The sequence below is a fragment of the Micromonospora vinacea genome (assembly GCF_015751785.1).
GTDB classification, from domain to species: Bacteria; Actinomycetota; Actinomycetes; order Mycobacteriales; family Micromonosporaceae; genus Micromonospora; species Micromonospora vinacea.
The window spans coordinates 3,116,640-3,142,457 of sequence record NZ_JADOTY010000001.1 but is presented as its reverse complement, the minus strand read 5'-3'; the positions used below and the strand labels follow the sequence as shown (position 1 = coordinate 3,142,457).

Below are 25,818 nucleotides of genomic sequence, written 5' to 3'. Positions count from 1 at the left end.
AGAACCAGAGATGACCCAGCCCATTCGTGCCGCACGGGGCAGCCAGCTCACCACCCGCGGGTGGCAGCAGGAGGCCGCCCTGCGGATGTTGATGAACAACCTCGACCCCGAGGTCGCCGAACGCCCCGACGACCTGGTGGTCTACGGCGGGACCGGCAAGGCGGCGCGGGACTGGCCGTCGTACCACGCGTTGGTCCGCACGCTGACCGACCTGCGCGAGGACGAGACGATGCTGGTGCAGTCGGGCCGCCCGGTCGGGGTCATGCGCACCCACGAGTGGGCTCCTCGGGTGCTGCTGGCCAACTCGAACCTGGTCGGCGACTGGGCGACGTGGCCGGAGTTCCGCCGCCTCGAACAGCTCGGCCTGACCATGTACGGACAGATGACCGCCGGTTCGTGGATCTACATCGGAACGCAGGGCATCCTCCAGGGCACCTACGAGACGTTCGCGGCAGTCGCCGCCAAGAGATTCGAAGGCACCCTGGCCGGCACGCTGACGCTGACCGCCGGCTGCGGCGGAATGGGCGGGGCGCAGCCACTCGCGGTCACCATGAACGGTGGCGTGTGCCTGATCGTGGACGTGGACCGCACCCGGCTCGACCGTCGGGTGCACGACCGCTACCTGGATGAGGTCGCCGACTCCCTGGACGACGCGATCGCTCGGGTCCGCGCGGCGAAGCGGGAGCGCCGGGCGCTGAGCGTCGGCGTGGTCGGCAACGCCGCCGAGGTCTTCCCGGATCTGCTGACCCGGGGCGTCGAGATCGACATCGTGACCGACCAGACCAGCGCGCACGACCCACTGGCGTACCTGCCGGTGGGGGTGGAGCTGGCCGAGGCCCGGGACTACGCCGCCGCGAAGCCGGCCGAGTTCACCGACCGGGCGCGTGCGTCGATGGCGAAGCACGTCGAGGCGATGGTCGGCTTCCTCGACGCCGGCGCGGAGGTGTTCGACTACGGCAACTCGATCCGGGGTGAGGCGCAGCTCGGCGGCTACCAGCGCGCCTTCGACTTCCCGGGCTTCGTGCCCGCGTACATCCGGCCGTTGTTCTGTGAGGGTCGGGGTCCGTTCCGGTGGGCGGCGCTCTCCGGTGACCCGGCGGACATCGCGGCCACCGACCGGGCCATCCTCGACCTGTTCCCGGAGAACGAGTCGCTGGCCCGTTGGATCAAGCTGGCCGGTGAGCGGGTCGCGTTCCAGGGCCTGCCGGCCCGGATCTGCTGGCTCGGCCAGGGCGAACGGGACCGGGCGGGCGTCCGGTTCAACGACATGGTCGCCTCCGGTGAACTCTCCGCCCCGGTGGTGATCGGCCGCGACCACCTGGACACCGGCAGCGTCGCGAGCCCGTACCGGGAGACCGAGGGGATGGCCGACGGCTCCGATGCCATCGCCGACTGGCCGCTGCTCAACGCCCTGGTGAACACGGCGAGCGGCGCCTCCTGGGTGTCCATCCACCACGGTGGTGGCGTGGGCATCGGCCGGTCGATCCACGCCGGGCAGGTGTGCGTGGCCGACGGCACAGCCCTCGCCGGTCAGAAGATCGAGCGGGTGCTCACCAACGACCCGGCGATGGGCGTCATCCGGCACGTCGACGCCGGCTACGAGAGCGCCCGCGAGGTCGCCGACCGCACCGGGGTCCGGGTGCCCATGACCGAGGGTGCCGTATGAGCGACGACCTTTCCGCCCGGTTCCGGGCGCTGTGGGACGAGATCGCGCCGGTCGGGCGGGACGCCGGCAGCGGCGGGTATCTGCGGTACGCGTTGACCGAGCCGGAGCGGGAGCTGCGCGCCTGGTTCCGCGCGCAGGCCGAGCGCCGTGCCATGCCGGTCACCGAGGACGGCAACGGCAACCTCTTCGCCCACTGGGGTGACCCGGAGGCGTCCGACGCGGTGCTCACCGGCAGCCACTTCGACTCGGTGCCGCACGGCGGGGCGTACGACGGGCCGCTCGGCATCGTCAGCGCGTTCCTCGCCGTGGACGAGCTGCGCGCCGCCGGCGTCACCCCGGACCGGCCGCTGGTTCTGGGTGCCTTCGTCGAGGAGGAGGGTGCGCGCTTCGGCGTACCGTGTCTGGGTTCGCGGCTGCTCACCGGGGCGCTGTCGGCCGACCGTGCGGCCGGCCTGCGCGACGCGGCCGGGGTGAGCTTCGCCGAGGCGCTCGGCGACCGGCCGGCGGGCGCCCGCCCGGAGCTGCTGGGCCGGTTCGGCGCCTTCGTCGAGTTGCACGTCGAGCAGGGCCGGGCGCTCGTCGACACGGACGCGCCGGTCGCGGTGGCCAGCGCGATCTGGCCGCACGGCCGGTGGCGCTTCGACGTGGTCGGCGAGGGCAACCACGCGGGTACCACCCGGATGGCCGACCGGCGTGACCCGATGCTGACCTACGCGTTCATGGTGCTGGCGGCCAACAAGGAGGCCCGGCTGCGCGGCGCGCACGCCACAGTGGGCCGGGTCGCCGTCGAACCCAACGCCACAAACGCGATCCCGTCGAAGGTGACCGGCTGGCTGGACGCCCGGGCCGCCGACCCGGAGACGCTGACCGGGCTTGTCGACGCGGTGCGCGGCAAGCTCGCCGAGCGGTCCCGCCGCGACGGTACGACGGTGACCGTCACCGAGGAGTCGGCCACCCCGGTGGTCGCCTTCGACGGCGGGCTGGCCAAACGGCTGGCCACGCTGCTCGACGCGCCGGTGCTGCCCACCGGCGCGGGGCACGACGCCGGAGTGCTCGCCGCGTACCTGCCCACAGCGATGCTCTTCGTGCGTAACCCGACCGGTGTCTCCCACTCCCCCGCCGAGGCGGCCACCGACGACGACTGCGCCGCCGGGGTGCGAGCGCTGGCCCGGGTGTTGGAGGAGCTGACATGCCGGTGACACCGACCCGCTGGCTCGCTGAATACGCCTGGCTGCCCGAGCACGCCGAACCCACCCCTGACGTGCTCATCGAGGTTGAGGACGGGCGGATCGCCGCACTCACACCGCTGGCGGGGGCTGGCGGCCCGGCCGCCGGCGTGGAGGTGTTGGGCGACGCCACCCGGCTGCCCGGCCTGACCCTGCCCGGCCTCGCGAACGCACACTCGCACGCCTTCCACAGGGCGCTGCGCGGGCGTACCCACGGCGGGCGGGGCGACTTCTGGACCTGGCGGGACCAGATGTACGCCGTCGCGGACCGGCTTGACCCGGACACGTACCTCGCCCTGGCCCGGGCCGTCTACGCCGAGATGGCGCTCGCCGGAATCACCTGCGTGGGCGAGTTCCACTACCTGCACCACCGGCCGGACGGTGGCGCGTACGACGACCCGAACGCGATGGGCGCCGCGCTGGTGGAGGCCGCCGCGCACGCCGGGATCCGACTCACACTGCTGGACACCTGCTACCTGACCTCCAGCGTGGACGGTCGGCCCCTCGCCGGTCCACAGCGCCGCTTCGGCGACGGTGACGCCGGCCGCTGGGCCGGACGGGCGGCGGCGTTCCAGCCGACGGACCCACACGCCCGGGTGGGCGCGGCAGTGCACTCGGCGCGGGCCGTCCCCGCCGACCAGTTGCGCACTGTCGCCGACTGGGCCCGCGACCGGCAGGCACCGCTGCACGTGCACCTCTCCGAGCAGCCCGCCGAGAACGACGAGTGCCGGGCCGTGCACGGGCGCACGCCCACCGCGCTGCTCGCCGAGCACGGCGTGCTCGGGCCGGACACCACAGCCGTCCACGCCACCCACCCCACCAGCGCGGACCTGACGCTGCTCGGTGACAGCCGGACCGGGGTGTGCCTCTGCCCGACCACCGAACGGGACCTCGCCGACGGCATCGGCCCGGCCCGGCGGATGGCCGACGCGGGCATCCGGCTGAGCCTCGGCAGCGACAGCCACGCCGTGATCGACCTGTTCGAGGAGGCTCGGGCGGTGGAGCTGGACGAGCGGCTGCGTACCCGCCGGCGCGGTCACTTCGCGCCACTCGACCTGCTGAACGCGGCCAGCGTCGCCGGGCACGCCGCGCTGGGCTGGGCCAACGCCGGGAGGATCGCCGTGGGGGCCCGCGCCGACCTGGTGACGGTACGCCTGGACAGCGCCCGCACCGCCGGGGTGCCGCCGGTCGGCGCGTTCTTCGCTGCCGGCGCGGCCGACGTCGAGCAGGTGGTGGTGGACGGCCGCGTGGTGGTCGCCGAGGGCCGACACCTGACCGTCGACGTGCCGGCCGAGCTGTCGGCGGCCATCGAGGCGGTGATTCCCTCATGAGCAGCCTGCTGGTCGACAACATCGGGGAGCTGGTCACCAACGGTGCCGGCGAGGGCCCGCTCGGCATCCGCCGCAACGCCGCCGTACTGGTCGAGGAGGGCCGGGTGGTGTGGGTCGGGCCGTCCGCGTACGCGCCGGCCGCCGACCACCACGTCGACGCCGGTGGGGCCGCCGTGCTGCCCGGTTTCGTGGACAGCCACGCCCACCTGGTCTTCGCCGGGGACCGGGCCGCCGAGTTCGCCGCTCGGATGGCCGGTCAGCCCTACACCGGCGGAGGCATCCGGACCACTGTCGGCGCTACCCGGGCCGCCACCGACGACGAGCTTCGGGTCACCGTGCGCCGACTGCGCGGGGAGGCGCTGCGCCAGGGCACCACGACCATGGAGATCAAGAGTGGGTACGGCCTGACCGTCGCCGACGAGGCCCGCTCGCTGCGGATCGCCGCCGAGACCAGCACCGAGACCACCTTCCTGGGCGCGCACGTGGTGCCCGCCGAGTACGCCGACCGCCCGGACGACTACGTCGGACTGGTCTGCGGGCCGATGCTGGCCGCCGCCGCTCCGTACGCGAAGTGGATCGACGTGTTCTGCGAGCGGGGCGCCTTCGACGTGGACCACGCCCGCGCCATCCTGGCCTGCGGTCAGGCCGCCGGGCTGGGCGTACGACTGCACGCCAACCAGCTCGGCCCCGGCCCCGGGGTGCAGCTGGGCGTGGAGTTGGACGCGGCCAGCGTCGACCACTGCACCCATTTGAGCGACGCCGACGTGGCCGCACTGGCCGACACGGCCCACAGCGACGGGTCGGGCACCCGCACGGTGGCGACCCTGCTGCCCGGCGCGGAGTTCTCCACCCGCTCGTCGTACCCGGACGCCCGCCGGCTGCTCGACGCCGGGGTCACAGTGGCGCTGGCGACGGACTGCAACCCCGGCTCGTCGTACACCTCGTCGATGCCGTTCTGCGTGGCCCTGGCGGTCCGCGAGATGCGGATGACCCCGGCGGAGGCGGTCTGGGCCGCCACCGCCGGTGGCGCGCGGGCGCTGCGCCGCGACGACATCGGTGTCCTCACCCCCGGCGCGCGGGCCGACCTCGTCGTCCTCGACGCGCCGTCACACCTGCACCTGGCCTACCGGCCCGGTGTCCCCCTGATCCGCCAGGTAATACGCAACGGAGTACCGCAATGACGAACGTGACCATCCAGCCCACCGGGATCACCGCCGACGACGTGCTCGCGGTGGCCCGCGGAACCGCCACGGTCGTCCTCGCCCCGGCCACCATCGACGCGATGGCGACCAGCCGGGCCATCGTGGACGGCATCGAGTCGTCGGGCCGTCCCGTCTACGGGGTCTCCACCGGGTTCGGCGCGTTGGCCAACACCTTCATCGCCCCGGACCGGCGGGCCGAGCTGCAACACGCGCTGATCCGTTCGCACGCCGCCGGGGTGGGCGCCCCGATGCCGCGCGAGGTGGTCCGGGCCATGATGCTGCTGCGGGTCCGGTCCCTCGCCCTGGGCTGTTCCGGGGTCCGGCCGCTGGTCGCGGAGGCCCTGGTCGACCTGCTCAACCACGACATCACCCCGTGGGTGCCGGAGCATGGCTCGCTGGGCGCCTCCGGCGACCTGGCGCCGCTGGCGCACTGCGCGCTGGTGCTGCTGGGTGAGGGTTGGGTGCTCGGCCCGGCCGGTGAGCGGCAGGACGCGGCCGACGCGCTGACCGCCGCCGGGCTCAAGCCGATCGAGCTGGCCGCCAAGGAGGGGCTGGCGCTGATCAACGGCACCGACGGCATGCTCGGCATGCTGCTGCTGGCCATCCACGATTCGGCGCACCTGTTCGCCATGGCCGACGTGACGGCGGCGCTGGCCATCGAGGCGATGCTCGGCTCGGAGCGGCCGTTCCTGCCCGAGCTGCACGCGATCCGCCCGCACCCCGGTCAGGCGGCGTCGGCGGCGAACATCCACCTGTTGTTGCAGGACTCCCGGGTGATGGACTCGCACCGCGACGACCTGGCGCACGCCGTGCAGGACGCGTACTCGATGCGGTGTGCCCCGCAGGTGGCCGGCGCGGCCCGCGACACACTGGACTTCGTCCGCACCGTCGCGGCCCGGGAGCTGGTGTCCGTTGTGGACAACCCGGTGGTGCTGCCGGACGGCCGGGTCGAGTCGACAGGTAACTTCCACGGCGCGCCGCTCGGCTTCGCCGCGGACTTCCTGGCCATCGCCGCCGCCGAGGTGGGCGCGATCGCCGAGCGGCGGGTGGACCGGCTGCTCGACGTCACCCGCTCCCGGGAGCTGCCGGCGTTCCTCTCCCCCGACGCCGGGGTCAACTCCGGGCTGATGATCGCCCAGTACACGGCGGCCGGGATCGTCGCCGAGAACCGTCGGCTGGCCGCCCCCGCCTCGGTGGACTCGCTGCCCACCAGCGGCATGCAGGAGGACCACGTCTCGATGGGCTGGGCGGCGGCCAAGAAGCTGCGGACCGTGCTGGACAACCTGACCAGCCTGCTCGCTGTGGAGCTGCTCGCCGGCGTACGCGGCTTGCAGTTGCGCGCCCCGCTGGAGCCGTCCCCGGCCGGCCGGGCGGCCGTCGCCGCACTCGGTGCGGCAGCCGGCGAGCCCGGCCCGGACGTGTTCCTCGCCCCGGTGATGGAGGCAGCCCGTGCCGTGGTCGCCGGGCCGGAGTTGCGCGCCGCCATCGAACGGGAGGTCGGCCCGCTGGGCTGATCTCCCGTCGGGTCGCTGTCGTCCACCGCGGGTCAGGCGGCGGGCGGCAGCACCTCCCGCCCGTCAGGCGGCGGGCGGCAGAACCTTCGCGACAAGCTTGGCCAGCTCGCGCAGCGCCTTGCCCCGGTGGCTGATGGCGTCCTTCTCCGCCGGGGTCAGCTCGGCGTTGGTCCGGTCCTGTCCGTCGCCCAGGAAGATCGGGTCGTAGCCGAACCCGCCGTCGCCGCGCGGCGCGCGCAGCACCCGCCCGGACTGCCGGCCGTCGACGAGGTGCTCCTTGCCGCCGGGCAGCACCAACGCCACAGTGCAGACGAACGAGGCGGCCCGCTGCTCGTCCGGCACGTCGGCGATCTGGTCCAGCACCAGCTGAAGGTTGGCCCGGTCGTCGCCGTGCCGGCCGGACCAGCGGGCGCTGAACACCCCCGGCATCCCGTTGAGCGCGTCCACCGCGAGCCCCGAGTCGTCGGCGATGGTGGGCAGCCCGCTCTGCCGGCAACCCTCCCGCGCCTTGATCAGCGCGTTCTCGCCGAAGGTCAGGCCGGTCTCCGGCAGCTCCGCGTACTGCTCGACGTCGTCCAGGCCGAGCAGGGCGATCCGGTGCGCGCCGAGGGCGCCGTCCAGGATCCGCTGCAGCTCGACCAGCTTCTTGCGGTTACGGGTGGCGAGTAGGACCTTGTTCATGCTGAGTCACCTCTGTTCGCGACTGCGGGGCTCGCAAGCTCACTCCTCGCGCTCACGCGAGAGCCTTCCGCTGGGCTTCGGCCAACTCGGCGCAGCCGGCGACGGCCAGGTCGAGCAGGGCGTCGAGCTGGTCGCGGGCGAACACGCCCGCCTCGCCGGTGCCCTGCACCTCGACGAAGTCTCCCTCCCCGGTGCACACCACGTTCATGTCCACCTCGGCGGCGACGTCCTCCTCGTAGCAGAGGTCGAGCCGGGCCTCCCCGGCGATGATCCCCACGCTGACCGCGGACACCGAGCGGTGCATCACCTTCTCCGGCTTGCCGGCCAACGACTTCCGGGCGGCGAGCCAGCCCACCGCGTCGTGCAACGCGACGTACGCGCCGGTGATCGCGGCCGTGCGGGTGCCGCCGTCGGCCTGGAGCACGTCGCAGTCGAGCACTATCGAGTTCTCGCCGAGCGCCTTGAGGTCGATGCTGGCCCGCAGGCTGCGGCCGATCAGCCGGGAGATCTCGTGGGTACGGCCACCGACCCGACCCTTGACGCTCTCCCGGTCGGAGCGGGTGTTGGTGGCCCGCGGCAGCATCGCGTACTCGGCGGTCACCCAGCCGAGCCCGGAGCCCTTGCGCCAGCGGGGCACCCCCTCGGTGACGCTCGCCGTGCAGAGCACCCGCGTGCCGCCGAACTCGACGAGCACCGAGCCCTCCGGATGGGTGCTCCAGCCACGGGTCAGGGTCACCGGTCGAAGTTGAGAGGGCCCTCGCCCGTCAGGTCGCACCATGCCTGCACCCTATGCGGTGCGGCGATCCACCTCCGCCGGGGTGCCCCGACCAGCGTCCGCGCCGTGCACACCGAGGAACCCGGCGACCGCCGCCGGCCAGCCGAACTCCTCGGCCCGCGCCCGCGCGGCCCGCCGCCGCTGCGCCTCCGGGCGGGCCGCCAGGCGGCTCACCGCCGCCGCCATCGACACCCCCGAGCCGTACGCCGCCAGCCCGGCCTCGCCGACCACCTCGGGCAGCGCGCTGGCCGCGTTGACCACCACCGGAGTGCCGCAGGCCAGCGCCTCCAGGCCGGCGAGGCCGAAGGTCTCCACCGGGCCCGGTGCCAGCACCACGTCCGCGCTGGCCAGCAACGCGGCCACCGCGGCGCGGTCCGGCAGGAAACCGGTGAACGTGACCGGCAGCCCCGCAGCCCGTCGGGCCAGGGCGCCGCGCAACGGGCCGTCACCGGCCATCACCAGCACCGCCGGTACGCCCGCCCGGCGCAGTTCGGCGAGGGTCTGCACCGCCAACTCGGGTCGCTTCTCCGGGGACAGCCGGGCGCAGTGCACCAGCAGCAACTCGGTGGCGTCGGCGTACCGCTCGCGCACCCGTGGGTCGGCCCGCTGCGGGGCGAAGGTGTCCAGGTCCACCCCGAGAGGCACCAGGTCCACGTTGCCGGCGCCGATCCGGTCGAACTCCTCGGCAGCCCACCGGGTCGTGCAGACGATCCGGTCGTACGCCCGGCTGGTCGCCCGGTTCAGCCGGTCGGCGGTCGGGCGGCGCAGCGGGTCCGGCACACCCCACTGGCCGAGCAGCCCGGTCAGCGACTCGTGCGACACCATCACCGACGGCACCCCGTGCGCCCGCGCCCACCGGCCGGTCCAGCGCAGCGACGACCGGTCGGAGACCTCCAACCGGTCCGGTGCCAGGTCGCTGAGGAGCCGGGCCAACCGGCGTCGGCCGGCGAGCAGCCGGTAGCCACCGCTGCCCGGCAGCCGCGGTCCGGGCACTGTGACCACCCGCCCCCACGGGTACGTCTCGTCGGCGGCCCGCTGACCGGGTATCACCAGCACCGGATCGTGCCCGGCCGCCCGGTAACCGGCACCGAGGTGCCGCAGCGCGGTACGCAGGCCGCCGGAGCGTTCCGTGACGAAGTTGGCGAGCCGCGCGATCCGCAGCCCTCCGGCGGCCCCGGTCACGAGGCGGCCGGCAGGCCGGCGGTGGCGGCGACGGCGCGTACCGCGTGGTAGTGCCCGATCAGCTCGTCGCCGACCGCCGCCCAGCTGCGGCGACTGACCGCGACCCGGGCGGCCAGCCCGTAGGCCCGCCGCCGATCGGCGTCACCGGTCAGCTCGGCCACCGCCGCGGCGAGCGCGTCGCCGTCGTTCGGTGCCACCAGCAGTCCGGTCACGCCCTGGTCGACCAGGTCGACCGGGCCGCCGCTGGCCGGGGCCACCACCGGCACCCCGGAGGCCAGCGCCTCCTGGATGGTCTGGCCGAAGGTCTCGTGCGGTCCGGTGTGCACGAACAGGTCCAGGCTGGCGTAGAGCCGCGCCAGATCCTCGCCCTGTTGCACGCCCAGGAAGGTCACCCCGGGCAGTTCGCGGGCCAACTGGCGGCGGGTCGGGCCGTCTCCGGCCACCACCACCCGCACCCCGGGCAGTCGCGACGTCGCCGCCAGCAACTCCACCCGCTTCTCCGGGGCGAGCCGCCCGACGTAGCCGACCAGCAGCTCACCGCCGGGCGCCAGCTGGTCCCGCAACGCCGCGCACCGCTTGGCCGGATCGAAGCGAACGGCGTCCACGCCGCGCCGCCACAGCCAGATCCGCTGCACCCCGTTGGCGATCAGGTCGGCGGCGGCCCGGGTGGAGGGGGCGAGGGTGCGCTGCGCCGAATTGTGGATCTCGCGGATCCGCCGCCAGGCCGCCGCCTCGCCCCAACTCACCCGGTACGCCCGGGCGTACGCCGCCACATCGGTCTGGTACACGGCCACCGTGGGCAGCCGGTTCCGGCTGGCCAGCGTGGCCGCCCGGGCGCCCAGGACGAACGGACTGGCCAGGTGCACCACGTCCGGCTCGGCCGAGAGCAGCGCCCCGGTCAGTCGGGCGTTGGTCGGCACACCCAGCCGGAAGCCCTGGTAGCGGGGCAGCGGCACGCTCGGGATGCGCACCACCGGGTACGGCAGCCGGTCCACGCCCTGCCGGCCACCGGGCGGGGCGGGCGCGATGACCACCGGCTCATGGCCCCGGTCGAGCAGGTGCTCCGCCGTCCGCACCACGGAGTGCGCGACGCCGTTCACATCCGGTGGGAACGACTCGGTCACGATGGCGATCCGCATGCCCACACCGTGCGGGTGCCACGGGTGCGCCAGACGACCGTCCGCTGACCGGCCGGCGAACAGTACGGCACAACACCGCGGCCCGGCCCGGCGAACCGGGACTCGGCGCGTCAGACGTCGTAGCTGGCGCCGGGCCGGACCACCTCGAGCGGCCCGGTGTACGCGGAGGCGGCCGACTCCAGCGTGTGGGCCTCGCTGCCCCAGGCGGGCACCAGGTGGGTGAGCAACAGCCGGCCGACAGCGGCCTTGGTCGCCGCCTCACCGGCCTCCCGACCGGTCAGGTGCAGATCCGGCGGATTGTCCACGCCGTCGAGGTAACTGGCCTCGCAGAGGAACACGTCGGCGTTCTGGGCCAGCCGCAGCAGCGCCTCACAGGGCGCGGTGTCCGACGAGTAGCACAGCGAACGGCCGTCGTGCTCCAGTCGCACGCCGTACGTCTCGACGGGGTGGTTGACCCGGTCGACGGTGACGCTGAACGGGCCGATCGGGAAGGTGCCCGGCTGAAGCGCGTAGAACTGGTACACGTCCTCCACCGAACTGTCCTCGCCGTACGCGGCGCTGAGCCGGTCCGGCGCACCGGCGGGCGCGTACACCGGCAGCGCCGGGTAGGGGCCGTCCGGGGCCCACCGGCGCACCACCACGTACAGCACGGCGTCGAACATGTGGTCGCAGTGCAGGTGGGTCAGCAGGATCGCATCCGGGGCGTGCAACCCCGCGTACCGCTGAAGGCTGGACAGCGACCCCGAGCCGAAGTCGACCAGGAGCCGGAAGCCGTCGGCCTCGACGAGATAGGCCGAGCAGGGGGATTCGGGGCCAGGAAAACTGCCGGCGCTTCCCAGAACGGTCAGTCGCATCGAGTGGTCTCGCTGTCACTATCAGTAGCACCCGTGCCGGCGATGGTCCCAGCCATGATCTCTACCGACGCGTACGCCACGCTGCGCAGCCTACGCTGGCGCACCCGGCGGCAAGAATCATCCAACGGAAGTTGTCACGAACGTGACACCCGCTCGCGGTACGCCGGGCAGCGAACGGGCCGTCGACGAATGTCGACGGCCCGTAGTCGGCAGACCAAAATCGGTCACGCCCAGAGCTGCCCCTCCAGGGCGTCCTCGGCATCGGCGAGCGTGCCGCCGTACGCGCCGGTGGACAGGTACTTCCAACCGCCGTCGCAGACCACGAACGCCACATCGGCCCGCCGGCCGTCGCGCACCGCCTCGTGCGCCACCGCCAGCGCGGCATGCAGGATGGCACCGGTGGAGAACCCGGCGAAGATGCCCTCCACCTCCACCAGCTGACGGGTACGCAACACCGCGTCCCGGGTGCCGACCGAGAACCGCCGGGAGAGCACCGAGGCGTCGTAGAGCTCCGGAACGTACCCCTCGTCGATGTTGCGCAGGCCGTAGACCAACTCGCCGTAGCGCGGCTCGGCGGCCACCACCTGAATGCCCTCGACCTTTTCCCGCAGGTAACGCCCGGTGCCCATCAGGGTGCCGGTGGTGCCCAGCCCGGCCACGAAGTGCGTGATGCTGGGCAGGTCGTGCAGCAGCTCCGGCCCGGTCGTCTCGTAGTGCGCCCGCGCGTTCGCCTCGTTGCCGTACTGGTAGAGCATCACCCAGTCGGGGTGCTCGGCGGCGATCTGCTTGGCGGTGGCGACCGCCTGGTTGGAACCGCCCGCCGCCGGCGAGAAGATGATCTCGGCCCCGTACATCCGGAGCAGCTGGATCCGCTCGGTGGAGACGTTCTCCGGCATCACGCAGACCAGCCGGTAGCCGCGCAGCTTGGCCACCATCGCCAACGAGATGCCGGTGTTGCCACTCGTCGGTTCGAGGATGGTGTCACCCGCGCGGAGCCGGCCAGCCTCCTCCGCAGCCCGGACCATGAACAGCGCCGCGCGGTCCTTGATGCTGCCGGTCGGGTTGCGGTCCTCCAGCTTGGCCCAGAGCCGCACCGGAGGAGCCCCGTCGGGCACCGTCGGGGAGAGCCGGGGCAGGCCGACCAGCGGCGTACCCCCGCAGGCGTCGAGCAGGCTGTCGTACCGCGCCATGGCGGCCGACCTCAGCGAGCCGCGACGGCGTCGCGGGCCACCGCGGCGGCGCTGTGCGAACTGATCGCCGCTGCGGCGGCGCTGTGCGAGCTGATCGCCGCGGCGGCGGCGAAGCCGAACGCGCCGCCGGCCACAGCCGGCAGGATGGTGACGCTGTCGCCGTCGGAGAGCTTCGCGTCCAGCGCGCCGAGGAAGCGGACATCCTCGTCGTTGACGTAGACGTTGACGAAGCGGTGCAGCGTGCCCGCGTCGGTGATCAGCCGGCCGCGCAGACCGCCGTGCCGGGAATCCAGGTCGGTGAGCAGATCGGCGAGCGTGTCGCCGGTGCCGTCGACGACCTTGGCGCCGCCGGTGTAGCTGCGCAGGATGGTGGGGATGCGAACCTCAATGGCCATGATGTCGAACTCCTCGATCGGGTGTGCCTACGGTGACGGGACGAAACGGGCTGCGGCGCTGACAGGTCAGCGGCCGGAACACTCGTAATCGACAGTCGCCGGGCTCTGCCCGAACATGTAGGACTGGACGGCGTGCGGGTCGACGCCGGCCTCCACGACCTGGACCGGCTCCTCGGTGACCACGCCGTCGACGATCCGGAACGACCGGATCTCCTCCGAGTCGGGCTCACGGGTCGAGACGAGCAGGTAGTGCGCCCCCGGCTCACCGGCGAAGGAGACATCCGTCCGCGACGGGTACGCCTCGGTGGCGGTGTGCGAGTGGTAGATGACGATGGGCTCCTCGTCCCGGTCGTCCATCTCCCGCCACACGCGCAGGTGCTCCATCGAGTCGAACTCGTAGAAGGTCATCGACCGCGCGGCATTGTCCATCGGGATGTGCCGGGTCGGGGTGTCGCTGCCGACGGGACCGGCGACCACGCCGCACGCCTCGTCGGGGTGATCCCGGCGCGCGTGGGCGACGATCGCGTCGATGATCGACCGGTCGATGCTCAGCACGTGCACCAGCCTAACGCCTGCCGGGCACGGGCCGAAGTGGTGCCGGTCACCCCTAGTCGATCAAGGCGTTGAGCAGCGACTCCTGTAGATACCCGAGATAGGCGTAGACCGAAAGCTGGAACACCCGGCTGGAACCCGGGTCCTCGGCGACCGCGTCGTCCAGCTCCTCGCCCAGATCCGTGCCGTCCTTGATCTCCAGGCGGACGCCCATCGCGAGCCGGGCGTCGTTGAGCGCCCGCAACCACGCCTCGGCGGCCTCGGCGTCCAACCGCACCTCGCCACCGGCGTCGTCCGGCAACGCGGCCAGGATCGCCCCCGCCTGATCGATCTTCGCGGTCTTCAGGTCACCCTCGGTGTAGCGGCGGAACTCGGCGGTGCCCGGAGCGTCCTGCGGGTAGACCGCCGGAAAGAGCCGACCGACGACCGGGTCGGTGTGGTCGAAGCCATCGGTGAGCAGACCCACCACCTCGGAGGCGACCTTGCGCAGCACCCGCACCTCGTCAACGGCGAAGACGGCGACGTAGCGACCCGCCTGGCGATGGAACATGCTCATGATCTGTCCACCGTCGCCCACAGCCCGTACGCGTGCAGCTGCGACGCGTCGTGCTCCATCCGCTCGCGGGCACCGGTGGAGACCACGGCGCGACCCTTGTGGTGCACGTCCAGCATCAGCTGTTCGGCCCTCTCCCGGCTGTAGCCGAAAAGCTTCTGGAAGACCCAGGTCACGTACGTCATCAGATTGACCGGGTCGTCCCACACGATCGTCACCCACTGCCGGTCGGACGCCGGCACCTCGTCAGTGTCCGGCGTCTCGACCGGTACAACCTGCGGAGCTGCCATGCCCCCCATCGTGCCACCGGTTTCCCGGAACCGAGGAACCGGAACGCCGGCCCGGCGCGGATCACCCACCCCGGGCACTCCCGACCCGCCCCGGACGCCCTCGGAGGCGGGGTCCGGCCCGGACCCGGACGCACCGGTGGGCGCGCCGTCAGGCGAGCAGAATGCCGTGATCGACTGCATCGGAGAGCACCACGCCCAGCGAGAGGCGGATCACCTCGAACCGTCGGGAGATCTCCCTGGACAACCCCAACTCGACCTCGCGCACCGCCCGTTGGGACCAGGACCGCGCCGCGCTGTGGTCGGCGTTGCCGGGCGTACGCCACTGCTGCCAGCACCCGCCGGAGAGTGCCACAGCGACCGGCGGGAGCACCTCGTCACGGGACGCCGTCGGATAGCTGGCGGCGGCGTCGATCGCCTCCGAGCCGGTCAGCTCGGCCACGCCGGCCGTACTGGTGATCAACAGCACCTTGTCCAATTCCTGGCCGGGCCGATGATCGGAAAGTCCGTACTGCACGGCCCGGGTGATCCGGCGTCGCACGCCTTCGGTCGGCGGCACGCCGAGCACCTGGGACGCGACGTCGGTCACGATGCCGCGCACCGCCTGGTCGCACTGCGCGGTCGCCAACAGCGACAACGCCGCCATCTCCCGGTCGAGGAGATCCGGTAGGCCGGCACAGCCGACTCCGAACACGATCTCCTGAACGGCCCGCAGGTGGATGTTCGCCAACTCCAGGGCGAGGTGCTGGCGGATCCGCTGAGCACACGAGCGGGCGTGGCGGTCGAGCCGTTCGGACCAGTCACCCGGGTCGGCGGCCACAGCGACGCGACAGTGCTGACCCGGCAGGACCGGTGGGTCGACGCTCGCCCGCTGCAACCCCTCACGCGACGCCCAGCCCACCAGCGCCCGCCGCAGGTCGGCGGCGGTGTCGGCGTCGTCGACCGGAAACCACCGCGCGCCGGCCAGCGCCGGCACCGCAGCCAGGAGCACCGCCCGATGTGCCTCCACCGTCACCGCGACCGCATCCACCTCGGTCTCCGCACCCCCGACCGGCGGGACGGACGCCCCCGCGCCCTCCGTAGTCGCCGTGCCGTCGCCCAGCGGAGCCCAACCTGCCGCACCCGGGGTGACCGCGAAGACGACCTCCACCGAGGTCGGAGCGACTTCGGCGAGCAGGTTCAACTCGGCGGCGGTGAAAGCCTGGTCGGCGGCGATCACGAAGAGCAGCGCGCCGGCTCTGCCCACCGCTTCGAGCAGCACCCGGGTGCCGGACACGCCGAGGGTGGCGGTGTCCGGTACGTCGATCAGGGTGAAGTGCCGCAGCAGCGGCTCGGGCACGCTCAACTCGACACGTCGAGGCGGGCGGGCCAACGCCGGACCGGCGGCATCCCGGTCCGCGCCGTACGAGTGCGGCTGGCGGTAGCCCGGCACGAACGCAGCCCGGGTGGGCACCTTGGCGTCGCGCACCACCAACCAACTGCCGGCCGGCACGGTGAGCATGACCGGGTCGAGCCCGAGCACTGTGGCGAGCACGGCCCGCCGTTCGGCACCGGCCGGACCGACGGCGACCACACCGAGCGGCTCGTCCGGGGCGGCGCCGGACACGCCGACCCGGCTGGGGAGGGGGCCGCAGGTGGGTAGGTCGGTTGGGCCGGTCATGTCGTCCGGCGAGTCGACCGAGGGGAGAGGGCCCTGCTTCATCAGGTGCCTCCCGTTGCAGGTGACCGTGGGTCCGGTCGCGAAAGTTCCGGAACGCAAACCCGGATGTCGGAAGACTACGGGCGGGCTGGCGACCGGGCGGGACACCTCAAATACTCACCGGTAATTGTGCGGTTACTCAACTTCGCACGGTGACGGTGCGGGCGCGGACGGATTCCGGTCGATATGCTGCGCGAATGAGTCGATGGGAGTTCGTCGGCCGCACGGATGAGCTCAACCGCCTGTTGGAGGCGGTGACCGGTGAGGCCGGCCGCGGGCTCTTCTTCAGCGGCAGCGCTGGCATCGGCAAGAGTCGGTTGCTGCGCGAGGGCGTCGGTGGGTTGCCCACCGACCGGTTCGCGATCTGGTCCATCGCCGCCAGCGCCACCACCGCCGCGCTGCCGTTCGGCGGGCTGGTCCAGGTCCTGCCCGCCGAACAACCCCAGGGCCTCTCCCCCGCCGGGATCCTGCGCTGGGCGCTCAACCTGCTGCAACAGCAGGCGGCTGGCCGCCGGATCGTGCTCGCCATCGACGACGCCCACCTCCTCGATCCACCCTCGGCCGCGCTCGTGCACCTGGTTGCCCGCGCCGAGAACGCCACAGTGGTCGGCACCCTGCGCGACGGCGAGCAGATCCCGCTGCCGATCCGCGCACTCTGGACCGACGACCTGGTCGAACACGTCGAGCTGACCCCGATGCCGCAGGAGCAGACCTCCGATCTGCTGGCGGCGATCCTGGGCGGCCCGGTCGACGCCGGCTCCGCCGACCGGCTCGGCCGTCTGTCGGCCGGCAACCCGCTGCTGCTGCGCGAGTTGGTGCACGCCGCCAGCGGCAGCGCGGAGTTGAAGCGCACGTACGGGATCTGGAAGTGGACCGGACGACTGGAGCTGGCGCCCAACCTGACCGACCTCATCGACACCCGGGTCGGCAAGCTCACCGACGGCGTCCGCGCTGTCGTCGAGCTGGTCGCGTTCGGCGAACCGCTGGGCCTGCACCTCCTGAGGCAGGCCGCCGAGCAGTCGGACGTGGAGACCGCCGAGGAACGCGGGCTGATCTCCGTGGTCCAACACGACCGGCGCACAAACGTCCGGCTGGCGCACCCGCTCTACGGCGAGGTGATGCGCCGGCGCTGTCCGGTGAGCCGCACCCGCCGACTCCAGGCACACCTCGCCGAGCTGCTTGAGCAGGTCGGCAAACGCCGCCGTGACGACCTGCTGCGGGTTGCCGTCTGGCGACTCGACTCGGGCACGGCACAGGATCCGGCCCTGCTGCTGGACGCCGCGGTGCAGGCGTTCACCCGCTACGACGTACCGCTGGCGACCCGGCTGGCGCGGGCCGCGCTGAACGCCGACGGCGGCTACGACGCGGCGGAGCTGCTGGCCACCATCCTGATGTTCGCCGACCGGCCCGAAGAGGCGATCGAGGTCCTCGACGCGGTGACGCCCGAGCCCGGCGACGAGCGGCGGCTCTGCCGCTGGCTGACCGTTCGCGGGATGGTCAGTTACTGGGGGTTGAGCCGGGAGTCCACTGTGGAGGAGATCGCGAGCCGGGTCGAGCAGCTCAGCGACTCCGCCGACCGGTCCCGGGTGCACGCCTTCGAGGCGATCATGCGCCTGCACCGACTGGACACGGCCACCGCGCTGCAGCTCAGCCGACAGGTGTTGGACCGGCCGGCGGCCGGCGTCGCCGCCCGCGAGCTGGCCCGCTCCACCATCGCGTACGTCCAGGCCGCGCAGGGCGAGCTGACCCGCAGCGGTACGGCGATCGCCCAGGTGCACTCGGCCGCGGCCAGTTGGCGCACCGACATGCCGTACCTCCAGTTGGCCCTGGAGCTGGCCCGGGGCACCCGGCTCATGCTCACCGGCGACCTGGCCGGGATCGACGCGATCGTGGCCGACGAGTTCGCCGACCTCGCCGGCGCCGGCGACTTCCGCCTCGGCACCGGCTACCTGGCCATCCTCCAGGCGTACGCGGCCCGGCTGCGCGGGCAGAGCGACTCGGCCATGCGGGCGTCCCTGGGCGCCTGCGCGGTGCTGGCCACGAGTCGGGTCTACGCCGGTCTGGCCCAGGCCGAACGCGCCCAGTCCGCGGCGCTGCGGGGTGACGCCGCGCAGGCGGTTGCGGCGATGGCCGAAGCCGACCGCACCCACGCGCCGGGCATGGCGGTGCTCTACCCGTGGCTGGAGCAGGCTCGGGGCGCGACGCTCGCCGCGACGGGAGACCTGCCGGGCGCTGTCAAACACCTCGGCGACCTGGTGGACCGGCTGCGTTCGGACGGCTTCGCCGGGCACGAGGTGCACGTCCTGCACGACCTCGTCCGACTGGACCAGGCTGGCATGGCGGTCGGGCCCACCTGCTCCGATGGCGGCCGGCGCACCGTCGCGCAGCGCCTCGCCGAACTCTCCGAGCGGGTCGACGGGGTGCTCCCGCCGCTGCTGGCCCGGCACGCCCGCGCCGCGGTCACCGACTCCCCCACCGACCTGCTCGCGGTCGCCGACGACTACGCGGCCCTGGAGTTGACCGTGTACGCCGCCGAGGCCACCTCCCAGGCCGTCCAGCGGTTGCGCAGGCAGCACTCGGCCGCGGCCAACGACGCCCGGGAGCGCCTCGCCGGGTTGCTCGGCCGCTGTGACCTGATCCGGACGGCGGCGCTCCAGGCCGGCGCGCCCGTGCTCACCGAGCGGGAGTGGCAGGTGGCACGCCTCGCCGCGCACGGCGCCCCCAGTCGGGCCATCGCCGAACGGCTCTACCTCTCGGCGCGCACTGTGGAAAACCACCTCCAACGGATCTACGCCAAGCTCGGCGTCACCGGTCGGGCCGAGCTGTGGGCGGCGTTACGCTCGATCCCGGGCCACGACGGCGGCGACACGAGCTGAACCTTAGGCTGGGGCGGTGAGCATCCACCGCCCCGCGCTCCTGACCGACCACTACGAGCTGACCATGGTCAGCGCGGCACTGAAGGACGGCACCGCCGATCGCCGGTGTGTCTTCGAGGTGTTCAGCCGCCGGCTGCCGAGCGGCCGCCGGTACGGCGTGGTCGCCGGGACGACCCGGCTGATCGAGCTGATCCGCGACTTCCGGTTCGACAGCGCTGAGGTCGAGTTCCTGCTGCGTACCGGGGTGGTCGACGAGACGGCGGCGGCGTGGCTCACCGACTACCGCTTCACCGGCGACGTCGACGGGTACGCCGAGGGTGAGCTGTTCTTCCCCGGTTCACCGATCCTCACCGTCTCCGGCGGCTTCGCCGAGTGTGTGGTGTTGGAGACGCTGGCGCTGTCCGTCCTCAACCACGACAGCGCGGTGGCGGCCGCAGCGGCCCGGATGGTGACCGCGGCGCGGGGCCGGGCACTGATCGAGATGGGGTCGCGTCGGGCACACGAGGAGGCGGCGGTGGCCGCGGCGCGGGCCGCGTACCTGGCCGGGTTCCGGTTCACGTCCAACCTCGCCGCAGGTGAGCGCTACGGCATCCCGACGGCGGGCACCGCGGCGCACGCGTTCACACTGCTGCACGACGACGAGCGGGCGGCGTTCGCCTCGCAGGTCGCCACGCTGGGCAAGGACACCACGCTGCTGGTCGACACGTACGACATCAGCCAGGGCATCCGCAACGCGATAGCGGTGGCCGGGCCGGAACTGCGGGCGGTACGGATCGACTCCGGTGACCTCGCGGTGATCGCTCAACAGTCCCGGGAGCTGCTCGATTCGCTGGGCGCCACCGAGACCAAGATCATCGTTTCCGGTGACCTGGACGAGTACGCGATCGCCGCGCTGGCCGCCGAACCGGTGGACATGTACGGCGCCGGCACGGCAGTGGTCACCGGCTCCGGGGCACCGACCGCGGGGCTGGTCTACAAGCTGGTCGAGGTCGAGGGACGGCCGGTGGTGAAGCGCTCCGAGCACAAGGCGACGATCGGCGGCCGGAAGGTCGCGGTCCGCCGGCACAAGCCGACCGGCACCGCCACCGAGGAGGTCATCGTCCCGCAGGGCGTTCCGGACCGGCAGCCCAACGACCGCCTGCTCCAGCAGTCGTACGTGGTGGCCGGTGAGCCGGTGACGTTGCCCACCCTCGACGAGTCGCGGGAGCACCTGCGGGAGTGTCTGATCTCCATCCCGTGGGAGGGGCTGAAGCTGTCGGCTGGCGACCCGGCCGTGCCGGTCACCGTCGTACCCGCAGGCTGAGGCACCCCCGAGCGCCACCGACCGCACGGAGAGAGGAAACCCCGATGGCCAACGCGCTGATCATCGTGGACGTGCAGAACGACTTCTGCGAGGGCGGCTCGCTGGCTGTCGCCGGCGGCGCAGGGGTGGCCGCCGGGATCTCCCGGTTGCTCGCCGCCGAGCCGGACCGGTGGGCGCACGTGGTCGCCACCAAGGACTACCACGTCGACCCGGGTGCCCACTTCGGCGATCCGCCGGACTTCGTGGAGTCCTGGCCCCGGCACTGCGTGGTCGGCACCAGCGGTTCGGAGTTCCACCCGGAACTCGACACGGACCGGGTCGAGGCGATCTTCCACAAGGGCGAGCACGCGGCGGCGTACTCCGGTTTCGAGGGGCATGCGGGCGACGGCGAGTGCCTGGCCGACTGGCTGCGCCGACACGACGTGGACAGGGTCGACCTGGTCGGCATCGCCACTGACCATTGCGTCCGGGCGACCGCGCTGGACGCCGCCCGGGAGGGCTTCGCCACCACAGTGCTGCTCGAGTTGACCGCCGCCGTCGCCCCGGCGACCACCGACGTGGCCCTCCGGGCGATGGAAGGCGCCGGGGTGGTCATGCAAGGCCAGCCTGTGATCAGGGCCGCATGAGGCGTTAATTGGTTGGCCAAGGGGCCGCCGCCGGTCGAGGATGTCGCCGGAGGTACGGACCCACGTGAACATGAAGCCTTACCGGCGGGCGCTCGCCCTGCCCGGCCTGCGGTCGCTGCTGGTGGTCGCCGTCCTCGCCCGCATCCCGCTCACCGCGACCGGGGTGACGCTGACCTTCCATGTGGTGCTCGACCTCGATCGGGGCTACGGGGCGGCCGGCCTGGTGGGTGCGGCTGTCACAGTGGGCGCGGCGATCGGCGGGCCGCTGCTCGGTCGACTCGTGGATCGGCGAGGGCTGCGCCCGGTCCTGGTACTCACCGGGATCGCCGAGGCGATCTTCTGGTCCACCGCGCCCTCACTGACGTACCCCGTGCTCCTGCCGGCCGCCTTCGTGGCCGGCTCCCTGGCCCTGCCCATCTTCTCCGTGGTCCGTCAGTCGATCGCCGCGCTGGTCCCCGATGACCAACGCCGCCCGGCCTACGCACTGGACTCGATGTCGGTGGAGCTGTCCTTCATGATCGGCCCGGCGTTGGCGGTGGCCCTGGTCACCGCGATCTCGGCGCAGACCACCATGTATCTGGTCGGTGGCGGTATCGTCGCCGCCGGGATCGCCCTGTGGGTGGTCAACCCACCGATCCGGGAGGCCACCGAGCCCACCGGCCCACAACGCCGGGTGCCGCGCCGGGAGTGGCTGTCACCCCGGCTGCTCGCCGTCCTGGCGCTCAGCGCCGCGGCGACCCTGGTGCTCGGTGGCACCGACGTCGCGGTGGTCGCCGTCCTGCGGGCCAGCGGCGAGGTCGGCTGGACCGGCGCGGTCCTGGCCATCTGGGCGGTCGCCTCGCTGGCCGGCGGTTTCGCCTACGGGGCCGTGCACCGCTCGTTCTCCCCGCTGGCACTGACCGCCGCGCTGGCCGTGTGCACCATCCCGGTAGGGCTGGGCGGTGCGCACTGGTGGCTGCTGTGCCTGGCGCTGATCCCCGCCGGCGCGCTCTGCGCGCCGACCATCGCGGCCGGCTCGGACGCGGTCAGCCGCCTGGTTCCGGCCGAGGTACGCGGTGAGGCGATGGGCCTGCACGGCTCCGCCGTGACCGTGGGCATCGCGATCGGCGCGCCACTCGCCGGCGCGGTGATCGACGCCAGCGCACCGCTCTGGGGCTTCGTGGTGACCGGCGCGCTCGGCGCTCTGGTCACCCTGGTGGTGCTCCCGATCGAACTGCGCCGTCGCCGCAACGCCGACGCGGCCACCCCGCCGCCCGTCGAGGCCGACCTCACCCCCGCCGCCCGCTGACGGCTGCACCCACACCGGAACTGGTGGTCCGCGTCCCTTACCGGTCGCCGCACGGCGCTGTCTGACCGCGACGGCGACGCTGCGTCCGGTCGGGGCGCTCCGCCGGTAGGCATACATGTTGATGAGCGTGATGTCTGTGAGTCATCGTGATGACTCACAGACATCACGCTCACTAGGGACATGCCTTGCCTGGAGCCGAGCAGACGCCGAGCCAGGCCGAAACGAGGCGAGGCGCGGGAGTGGCAGTGGCTCGACATGGCGACGGGCGCCGCTCCCGGTGTCCCGGGGGCGGCGCCCGTCGTACTGCTGAGCTTGAGCGTCAGTGCCTGTCGACGTCGCTCGCGGTGTCCTCGCGGTAGCTGGCGCCGCCGTCCGACTCGCTGGTGAGCGGCTTGGCGCCACCCTCCGGCGGGCCGGCCAGGCTCTGACCACCGGCGGCCAACTCCGGGAACTTCGCGTCGAACGCCGGCCGCTCGGAGCGGATCCGGGGCATCCGGTCGAAGTTGCGCAGCGGCGGCGGGCTGCTGGTCGCCCACTCCAGCGAGTTGCCGTGACCCCAGGGGTCGTTCACCTCGACCACCGGGCCGGTCTTGTACGACTTCCAGCAGTTGTAGATGAACGGCAGCGTGGAGATACCGGTGATGAACGCGCCGATCGTGGAGATCGTGTTCAGCGTGGTGAAGCCGTCGCTGGGCAGGTAGTCGGCGTACCGACGGGGCATGCCCTCGTTACCGAGCCAGTGCTGCACCAGGAACGTGGTGTGGAAGCCGATCATGGTGAGCCAGAAGTGCACCTTGCCCAGGCGCTCGTCGAGCATCCGGCCGAACATCTTCGGGAACCAGAAGTAGATGCCCGCGAAGACCGCGAACACGATGGTGCCGAAGAGCACGTAGTGGAAGTGCGCCACCACGAAGTACGAGTCCGACACGTGGAAGTCGATCGGCGGGCTGGCCAGCAGCACACCGGTGAGACCACCGAAGAGGAAGGTGACCAGGAAGCCGACCGCCCAGAGCATGGGCGTCTCGAAGCTGATCTGGCCCCGCCACATGGTGCCGATCCAGTTGAAGAACTTCATACCGGTCGGCACGGCGATCAGGTAGCTCAGGAAGCTGAAGAACGGCAGCAGCACCTGACCGGTGGCGAACATGTGGTGCGCCCAGACGCTCATGGAGAGCGCGGCGATCGCGACGGTCGCGGCGACCAGACCCTTGTAGCCGAAGATCGGCTTGCGGGAGAAGACCGGGATGACCTCGCTGATGATGCCGAAGAACGGCAGCGCCACGATGTAGACCTCGGGGTGCCCGAAGAACCAGAACAGGTGCTGCCAGAGCATTGGCCCACCGGTTGCCGGGTCGTACACGTGCGCACCGAGGATGCGGTCCGCGGCGAGCGCGAACAGCGCGGCGGCCAGCAGCGGGAAGACCAGGATCACCAGGAGGCTGGTGACCAGGATGTTCCACGTGAAGATCGGCATCCGGAACATGGTCATGCCGGGCGCGCGCAGGGTCAGCACCGTGGTGATCATGTTCACGGCGCCGAGGATGGTGCCCAGACCGGAGATGGCCAGACCCATGATCCACATGTTGGCGCCGACGCCGGGCGAGTGCTCGACGCTGCTCAGCGGCGCGTAAGCGAACCAGCCGAAGTCGGCGGCGCCACCCGGGGTGAGGAACCCGGCCGTCGCCATCGTGCCGCCGAACAGGTACAGCCAGTAGGCGAAGCTGTTCAGTCGGGGGAAGGAGACGTCGGGCGCGCCGATCTGGATCGGCACGATGTAGTTCGCGAACGCGAACACGATCGGCGTCGCGAAGAACAGCAACATGATCGTGCCGTGCATGGTGAACAGCTGGTTGTACTGCTCGGGCGACAGGAACTGCAGCCCGGGTCGGGCCAGCTCAGCCCGCATGACCAGGGCCATCAGGCCGCCGATCATGAAGAACACGAACGCGGTGACCATGTACATGATCCCGATTTGCTTCGCGTCCGTGGTTCGCAGCAGCCGCGCGATGGCCGACCCCTTGACCGGCTCCCGGACCGGCCAGGGCCGGGTCACGACCGGCTTGGGTGCGACGGTGGTCACGAGTGGCCTCCGGTTCTCGGTTGTCCCGCTCGGCACACGCTGGTTATCGGCGGGCCGTCATCCGCAAGGAGGATAGTCCCCGGCAGGTCGCAGCGCCGCGTGGGGTGGCGTGACACGATCTACTACGGGCCTACAGCGGGCCGAGCAGGAGGCGGTAGTGCTCTCCGAAGATACGGTCGCCGCGTCCGCGCAGCAGCGGGTCGCGCAGCGCCGGCGGCACGTCCCTGGTCCGGTTGCGGTCCCGGGTCCGGTCCCGCACCCATCGGGTACGCGGACGGCGACGACTCTCGTACGCCATGAGCGCCGCCTCCACGCTGTTGGCGGCCCGTAGCGACTCGGCCAGCACCACGGCGTCCTCCAACGCCATGGCCGCACCCTGCGACAGCGTCGGCGCGGTGGCGTGGGCGGCGTCGCCGACCAGCAGGACGCGTCCCCGGTACCAGCGGCCCAGCTCCACCTCGTCGGTGATCCCGACGTGGACTTCGTCGAGCGCCGCCAGCACCTCGGGGACCGGGCCGCGGTAGTCGGCGAAGAGCTCCCGCAGCCGCGCGAGGGGGTCGGCGGGTTCCTCGGTGCCGGCCTCGTCGGCGTAGAGGTGCAGTCGACCGGCACCGATCGGCACCATCAGGAACCCGGACCGCTGGCCGAGCAGTGCGGTCCACTCGGTGACCGGTGGACCGTCGCGCAGGACGGCCCGGTAGACCACCTGCCCGACCGGGCGGGGCGGCCCACCGAGCGCCGCCAGCGCACGAACCGACGAGCGCGGCCCGTCGGCGCCGATGACCAGGTCGTACTCGGCGGTGGTGCCGTCGGTGAAGGTGACGCCGACCGCGCCCGGGAGGAGGTCAAGGGTGCGGACCTCGGCGCCGTGTCGGACGGCGCCGCCGGCACCGCTGAGCAGCACCCGGTGCAGGTCGGCCCGGGGCAGTGCGCGGCACTCGCCGACGCCGGCCCAGAGGGCGTCGAGGTCGACCTCGCAGAGTTGCGCGCCTGCGGCGTCGAAGAACCGCTGCCGGTGGATCACCTGCCCGGTCGGCCGGACCGGGTCGTGCAGGTCGAGGCGGTGCAGTGCGCGGGCGGCGTTGCCGGGGAGGTAGAGGCCGGTCTCGGTGGACTCCCCCGGTGGCAGCTTGTCGGTGACGTCGGGCCGGAAGCCCGCCAGGCGCAGCGCCCGGGCTACGGCCAGGCCGGCGATGCCCGCGCCGACGACGAGGATGCGCAGGGGGGAGCCACCCATGGTGGTGTACGCCTCCGGAGGGGGAGCGGCACGCGTTGGAGGCAACACGCTACTCGGAGCGATCGGCGCACACCAGGCCCGATCGGTCCGCACCCCGCCGCTCGTCGGCGGCCCGCACCGCTTGGCTGGCCGTCCGTCGCCATCCGTCCGGCGGGGGCATGG

The 25,818-nt window shown here is 72.5% G+C and carries 22 protein-coding genes; 9 read left to right on the top strand and 13 right to left on the bottom strand.

Annotated elements, in window-relative coordinates:
* Positions 1-10: 10 nt before the first annotated feature.
* From hutU to hutH, 5 genes are read left to right on the top strand one after another with little or no spacing between them, the layout of a single operon-like run.
* A complete protein-coding gene (hutU, locus tag IW249_RS15080) occupies positions 11-1,666 on the top strand; it encodes a urocanate hydratase (protein WP_196921342.1) in 1,656 nt (551 codons plus the stop codon).
* Positions 1,663-2,865 (top strand): allantoate amidohydrolase, encoded by a 1,203-nt coding sequence (locus IW249_RS15075; protein WP_196921341.1) that lies wholly within the window; start codon positions 1,663-1,665, stop codon positions 2,863-2,865. The genes hutU and IW249_RS15075 overlap by 4 nt, the downstream gene beginning before the upstream one ends.
* Entirely contained in the window at positions 2,856-4,223 is a 1,368-nt protein-coding gene (locus tag IW249_RS15070) for a formimidoylglutamate deiminase (protein ID WP_196921340.1), read from the top strand. The genes IW249_RS15075 and IW249_RS15070 overlap by 10 nt, the downstream gene beginning before the upstream one ends.
* Entirely contained in the window at positions 4,220-5,404 is a 1,185-nt protein-coding gene (gene hutI / locus IW249_RS15065) for an imidazolonepropionase (protein ID WP_196921339.1), read from the top strand. The genes IW249_RS15070 and hutI overlap by 4 nt, the downstream gene beginning before the upstream one ends.
* Positions 5,401-6,939 carry a histidine ammonia-lyase gene (gene hutH / locus IW249_RS15060; RefSeq protein WP_196921338.1) on the top strand — a complete coding sequence of 513 codons (1,539 nt, stop codon included), beginning with the start codon at positions 5,401-5,403 and terminating at the stop codon, positions 6,937-6,939. Before hutI ends, hutH begins: the two co-directional genes overlap by 4 nt.
* A 63-nt stretch (positions 6,940-7,002) precedes the next feature.
* On the opposite strand, the gene rdgB is transcribed toward hutH, so the two are convergent.
* The 11 genes from rdgB to IW249_RS15005 all read right to left on the bottom strand — a co-directional run bounded on the left by rdgB (position 7,003) and on the right by IW249_RS15005 (position 16,249).
* Positions 7,003-7,620, bottom strand: a complete 618-nt coding sequence (rdgB, locus tag IW249_RS15055; protein ID WP_196921337.1) for an RdgB/HAM1 family non-canonical purine NTP pyrophosphatase — start codon at positions 7,618-7,620, stop codon at positions 7,003-7,005.
* Positions 7,621-7,672: 52 nt separating this feature from the next.
* Positions 7,673-8,398, bottom strand: a complete 726-nt coding sequence (rph, locus tag IW249_RS15050) for a ribonuclease PH (RefSeq protein ID WP_196921336.1) — start codon at positions 8,396-8,398, stop codon at positions 7,673-7,675.
* Between the two features lie 9 nt (positions 8,399-8,407).
* A complete protein-coding gene (locus tag IW249_RS15045; RefSeq protein WP_307788597.1) occupies positions 8,408-9,577 on the bottom strand; it encodes a glycosyltransferase in 1,170 nt (389 codons plus the stop codon).
* The gene (locus IW249_RS15040; protein ID WP_196921335.1) at positions 9,574-10,716 is read right to left on the bottom strand and encodes a glycosyltransferase family 4 protein; all 1,143 of its coding nucleotides are present in this window, start codon (positions 10,714-10,716) and stop codon (positions 9,574-9,576) included. The genes IW249_RS15045 and IW249_RS15040 overlap by 4 nt, the downstream gene beginning before the upstream one ends.
* A 110-nt stretch (positions 10,717-10,826) precedes the next feature.
* The gene (locus IW249_RS15035) at positions 10,827-11,570 is read right to left on the bottom strand and encodes an MBL fold metallo-hydrolase (RefSeq protein WP_196921334.1); all 744 of its coding nucleotides are present in this window, start codon (positions 11,568-11,570) and stop codon (positions 10,827-10,829) included.
* A gap of 224 nt (positions 11,571-11,794) precedes the next feature.
* Positions 11,795-12,760 (bottom strand): PLP-dependent cysteine synthase family protein, encoded by a 966-nt coding sequence (locus tag IW249_RS15030; RefSeq protein ID WP_196921333.1) that lies wholly within the window; start codon positions 12,758-12,760, stop codon positions 11,795-11,797.
* A gap of 11 nt (positions 12,761-12,771) precedes the next feature.
* The gene (locus IW249_RS15025; protein ID WP_196921332.1) at positions 12,772-13,155 is read right to left on the bottom strand and encodes a MoaD/ThiS family protein; all 384 of its coding nucleotides are present in this window, start codon (positions 13,153-13,155) and stop codon (positions 12,772-12,774) included.
* A gap of 66 nt (positions 13,156-13,221) precedes the next feature.
* Positions 13,222-13,710 (bottom strand): M67 family metallopeptidase, encoded by a 489-nt coding sequence (locus IW249_RS15020; RefSeq protein ID WP_196921331.1) that lies wholly within the window; start codon positions 13,708-13,710, stop codon positions 13,222-13,224.
* Between the two features lie 52 nt (positions 13,711-13,762).
* On the bottom strand, positions 13,763-14,263 hold the full coding sequence (locus IW249_RS15015) for a DUF2017 domain-containing protein (RefSeq protein ID WP_196921330.1): 501 nt from the start codon (positions 14,261-14,263) through the stop codon (positions 13,763-13,765).
* Positions 14,260-14,550 carry an ATP-dependent Clp protease adapter ClpS gene (gene clpS, locus IW249_RS15010; RefSeq protein WP_030331276.1) on the bottom strand — a complete coding sequence of 97 codons (291 nt, stop codon included), beginning with the start codon at positions 14,548-14,550 and terminating at the stop codon, positions 14,260-14,262. The genes IW249_RS15015 and clpS overlap by 4 nt, the downstream gene beginning before the upstream one ends.
* Positions 14,551-14,698: 148 nt before the next feature.
* A complete protein-coding gene (locus IW249_RS15005; RefSeq protein ID WP_196921329.1) occupies positions 14,699-16,249 on the bottom strand; it encodes a P-loop NTPase family protein in 1,551 nt (516 codons plus the stop codon).
* 194 nt (positions 16,250-16,443) lie between these two features.
* Here IW249_RS15005 and IW249_RS15000 point away from each other — a divergent pair, with 194 nt between their 5' ends.
* From IW249_RS15000 to IW249_RS14985, 4 genes are read left to right on the top strand one after another with little or no spacing between them, the layout of a single operon-like run.
* Positions 16,444-19,122 (top strand): LuxR C-terminal-related transcriptional regulator, encoded by a 2,679-nt coding sequence (locus IW249_RS15000; protein WP_196921328.1) that lies wholly within the window; start codon positions 16,444-16,446, stop codon positions 19,120-19,122.
* A gap of 16 nt (positions 19,123-19,138) precedes the next feature.
* Complete coding sequence (locus IW249_RS14995) at positions 19,139-20,425, top strand: nicotinate phosphoribosyltransferase (RefSeq protein WP_196921327.1); 1,287 nt, start codon at positions 19,139-19,141, stop codon at positions 20,423-20,425.
* A gap of 44 nt (positions 20,426-20,469) precedes the next feature.
* Entirely contained in the window at positions 20,470-21,051 is a 582-nt protein-coding gene (locus tag IW249_RS14990) for an isochorismatase family protein (RefSeq protein WP_196921326.1), read from the top strand.
* 40 nt (positions 21,052-21,091) lie between these two features.
* On the top strand, positions 21,092-22,339 hold the full coding sequence (locus IW249_RS14985) for an MFS transporter (protein ID WP_196921325.1): 1,248 nt from the start codon (positions 21,092-21,094) through the stop codon (positions 22,337-22,339).
* A 319-nt stretch (positions 22,340-22,658) separates the two neighbouring features.
* Here the strand turns inward: IW249_RS14985 and ctaD are convergent, their stop codons facing one another.
* Positions 22,659-24,419 (bottom strand): aa3-type cytochrome oxidase subunit I, encoded by a 1,761-nt coding sequence (gene ctaD, locus IW249_RS14980; RefSeq protein WP_196921324.1) that lies wholly within the window; start codon positions 24,417-24,419, stop codon positions 22,659-22,661.
* A gap of 130 nt (positions 24,420-24,549) precedes the next feature.
* Positions 24,550-25,656 carry an FAD-dependent monooxygenase gene (locus tag IW249_RS14975; RefSeq protein ID WP_196921323.1) on the bottom strand — a complete coding sequence of 369 codons (1,107 nt, stop codon included), beginning with the start codon at positions 25,654-25,656 and terminating at the stop codon, positions 24,550-24,552.
* Between the last annotated feature and the right edge of the window lie 162 nt (positions 25,657-25,818).

Excerpts from the sequence above, each read along its gene's own strand:
- rph (WP_196921336.1), bottom strand. The coding sequence starts at position 8,398 with ATGGTGCGACCTGACGGGCGAGGGCCCTCTCAACTTCGACCGGTGACC.
- IW249_RS14990 (WP_196921326.1), top strand. The coding sequence starts at position 20,470 with ATGGCCAACGCGCTGATCATCGTGGACGTGCAGAACGACTTCTGCGAG.
- IW249_RS15070 (WP_196921340.1), top strand. The coding sequence starts at position 2,856 with ATGCCGGTGACACCGACCCGCTGGCTCGCTGAATACGCCTGGCTGCCC.
- IW249_RS15000 (WP_196921328.1), top strand. The coding sequence starts at position 16,444 with ATGAGTCGATGGGAGTTCGTCGGCCGCACGGATGAGCTCAACCGCCTG.
- IW249_RS15025 (WP_196921332.1), bottom strand. The coding sequence starts at position 13,155 with ATGGCCATTGAGGTTCGCATCCCCACCATCCTGCGCAGCTACACCGGC.
- IW249_RS15005 (WP_196921329.1), bottom strand. The coding sequence starts at position 16,249 with ATGAAGCAGGGCCCTCTCCCCTCGGTCGACTCGCCGGACGACATGACC.
- IW249_RS15075 (WP_196921341.1), top strand. The coding sequence starts at position 1,663 with ATGAGCGACGACCTTTCCGCCCGGTTCCGGGCGCTGTGGGACGAGATC.
- hutH (WP_196921338.1), top strand. The coding sequence starts at position 5,401 with ATGACGAACGTGACCATCCAGCCCACCGGGATCACCGCCGACGACGTG.
- hutI (WP_196921339.1), top strand. The coding sequence starts at position 4,220 with ATGAGCAGCCTGCTGGTCGACAACATCGGGGAGCTGGTCACCAACGGT.
- clpS (WP_030331276.1), bottom strand. The coding sequence starts at position 14,550 with ATGGCAGCTCCGCAGGTTGTACCGGTCGAGACGCCGGACACTGACGAG.
- rdgB (WP_196921337.1), bottom strand. The coding sequence starts at position 7,620 with ATGAACAAGGTCCTACTCGCCACCCGTAACCGCAAGAAGCTGGTCGAG.
- IW249_RS14985 (WP_196921325.1), top strand. The coding sequence starts at position 21,092 with ATGTCGCCGGAGGTACGGACCCACGTGAACATGAAGCCTTACCGGCGG.
- IW249_RS15030 (WP_196921333.1), bottom strand. The coding sequence starts at position 12,760 with ATGGCGCGGTACGACAGCCTGCTCGACGCCTGCGGGGGTACGCCGCTG.
- IW249_RS15040 (WP_196921335.1), bottom strand. The coding sequence starts at position 10,716 with ATGCGGATCGCCATCGTGACCGAGTCGTTCCCACCGGATGTGAACGGC.
- IW249_RS15035 (WP_196921334.1), bottom strand. The coding sequence starts at position 11,570 with ATGCGACTGACCGTTCTGGGAAGCGCCGGCAGTTTTCCTGGCCCCGAA.
- hutU (WP_196921342.1), top strand. The coding sequence starts at position 11 with ATGACCCAGCCCATTCGTGCCGCACGGGGCAGCCAGCTCACCACCCGC.
- IW249_RS14975 (WP_196921323.1), bottom strand. The coding sequence starts at position 25,656 with ATGGGTGGCTCCCCCCTGCGCATCCTCGTCGTCGGCGCGGGCATCGCC.
- IW249_RS15015 (WP_196921330.1), bottom strand. The coding sequence starts at position 14,263 with ATGAGCATGTTCCATCGCCAGGCGGGTCGCTACGTCGCCGTCTTCGCC.